Below are 2,267 nucleotides of genomic sequence, written 5' to 3' on the forward strand. Positions count from 1 at the left end.
CCGTTTGGAGAAGGTCCGGGTATATTCGTAGTCGTTGGCGGGCGGTGGCTCAGTTTGGAAGAGTACAGCGTTCGGGACGCTGGGGTCGCTGGTTCAAATCCTGCCATCCCGACCAGATGAAAACTCAAGGCCTCATAAGGAATCACCTTATGAGGCCTTCTTTTATGTGTTTTATCCTTCTTCTTGTATTCTTCCCTGAGGAGCTTCGGCACATTGAGGCATGCCTGCGGGCATGATATTGCCCTGAAGACAGGGAAAAGCCGCAAAGAAGTCCTTGCCGAAGAGAGAAACGGGAAGCTTCCTGTCTGTCGGCCGAGGAGTGCTGCAAGTGGCGCGTGTGCTTGTCAGAACAGGAAAGGACAAAGGCTCAGGGCGACGCAATTGCCGTCATCCGTTTTCGACCGGCTTTACCAGTATCTGTGGGGCGGCGGAGGCGGGGGCGGCGGACGATGTCCCTTGGGGTGAGGTTTCTTGCGGGGTCTGGGTTTGCGGTGTCCCGGAGGCGGGGGCGGTGGCACGACGCATCCGGACAGGGCGGAAGCGGCCGTACCGGCAGTCAGAAGGGTCACTAGCGTACGAAGAAAGGAGCGCCTGGTGGGCATAACGGGCCTCAAATTTGTAATGTGTTAATTTTATTGGGACTATGATTTTGAATTAGCATAGCTGGGGAAGTTGTCAATCGGTTCTTTCCACAGAAGCCTTCCGCATGAACGGCGCAGCATGCCGCAACATTGTTGACGCCCCCCTGAAAAGGGGCAGGAACGGGACGCCGCCAAGGATGTTCCGTTCTTTGTGCTCTTTGTTGTCAGGCCAGAAAAATTTTTCAGAAGGAATCATTTGGTCCGGCATGAACATCATGCTCTGGGAATGAAAGGCGGCAGCATTAAAAGAGTTTCTGTCCGTCACATTCTTCCAACGGATGATGGAGATCGGCTTTTCCGACTTTGTGTGGTTTGACTTGCTCCTCGGCATGCGCCTTATTCTTATTGCAATGCTGCAAAATCCGGAAGGCGGCCCTGGGGCTCTTCCCGACGCCATGATGCTCTGCCGGGCTAAGAATGAGGGCCGGGGGAAGTCCGACATGCGTACGCCATGGAAGACGTCAGTTTCCCTTTCTTTGGGCGGAACGGTGGAAAGTGAGAGGCTCTTGTGAACGGCCGAGGTTCGGTCTGTGTGGATGTCTTCTTTTCGGGCGTCTGAGAAGCAGACAAAAGGCCCGTACGTCAGCGAGCAGAGGTTGTCGCGGTTTCGTACGGACCTTCAGGCAAAGGAGAGCAGGCGGACTGACGCCCGGAGAAGGGCAGTCCGGGAGTTCTTACAGCCAGCTCGGCTTTTTGTCGGACAGCGTGGCGTCGTTCATGGTGAATCCTCCGAGACTTCCGGCTTTTACCTGCACGCAGATGAAGCGGATGGCGCTGTCTGCGGCAGCGCGTATGCAGCGTTCGGCTGCGGGATCGATGCGGAAGCAGTCTCCGGCCTTCAGGGGCGTTTCCACTCCGTCGACGTACAGTGTTCCCGCTCCTTCAAGAACAAGGTAGACTTCTTCGTTCTGCTTGTGGGCGTGCACAAACGGGACGGACACGCCTGCAGGCAGCGTGTTGCAGGAGATTTCCGCTCCGGTGAGGCCGAGCAGGTCGTGCAGTTCGCTTCTCGCGGCGGAAAGATCAATGGAGGCGAGCTTGTAATTTGCCATGGGATGTGCTCCTTTTTTATTCGTTATCAAACTAATTGTCCGCATGAACAGACGTCATACCGTGAAGGGCGCAATCATTGCAATGCACTGTCTGTCATATTTGACGGGAGAAGAACGTTTTCGGTCCGTCTGCCTGGAATGCGCAGCCGGAGCAGACCGTCAGTCCTCTTCCACGCATTTTTTCAGAAGGCGTTCCAGCTCACGCGCTTCATCTTCCGTGATTCTGGAAAGGATGAGGCGTTGAAGGCCTTCGGAAATGTTTTCAAAGGCTGGTTTGAGCTGACGCCCCTTGTCGGTGAGGCGTACCTTGACTCCCCGGGAGTCCTCAGGGTCCGGGATGCGCTCGACGTAGCCGTGCTTTTCAAGTTTTGTCACCAGCGTCGTTACCGTGGACTTCGTGCGGTGGGCATGCAGAGCCAGGTCGCTCATGTTGAGCGCGTCACCGGCAAGAAGCTGGGCAAGAATGTCGCCGTGGCTCGGGGCGATGTCGTGCAGTCCGACTTTTGCCAGTTCCTCGAGAATAAAGGTGTTTCCGGCTTCCCGCAGGCGGCTGGCGTAGTTGAGTATGGGTTGA

At 56.0% G+C, this 2,267-nt stretch carries 3 protein-coding genes; all 3 read right to left on the reverse strand.

The genetic code is table 11. From position 1 onward, the window contains the following. Positions 1-675: 675 nt before the first annotated feature. The gene (locus tag QZZ60_RS11275; RefSeq protein ID WP_295641456.1) at positions 676-972 is read right to left on the reverse strand and encodes a hypothetical protein; all 297 of its coding nucleotides are present in this window, start codon (positions 970-972) and stop codon (positions 676-678) included. Positions 973-1,315: 343 nt separating this feature from the next. Continuing rightward, positions 1,316-1,693: a cupin domain-containing protein gene (locus QZZ60_RS11280; protein ID WP_295641457.1), complete on the reverse strand. Its 378-nt coding sequence runs from the start codon at positions 1,691-1,693 to the stop codon at positions 1,316-1,318. 159 nt (positions 1,694-1,852) lie between these two features. Next, positions 1,853-2,267: MarR family winged helix-turn-helix transcriptional regulator (locus QZZ60_RS11285; protein WP_367119422.1), on the reverse strand; the 415-nt coding region annotated here is incomplete at its 5' end.

The organism is uncultured Mailhella sp. (genome assembly GCF_905187505.1).
GTDB lineage: Bacteria > Desulfobacterota > Desulfovibrionia > Desulfovibrionales > Desulfovibrionaceae > Mailhella.

Coding starts and splice junctions, on each gene's coding strand:
- QZZ60_RS11275 (WP_295641456.1), bottom strand. CDS start 972: ATGCCGAGGAGCAAGTCAAACCACACAAAGTCGGAAAAGCCGATCTCC.
- QZZ60_RS11280 (WP_295641457.1), bottom strand. CDS start 1,693: ATGGCAAATTACAAGCTCGCCTCCATTGATCTTTCCGCCGCGAGAAGC.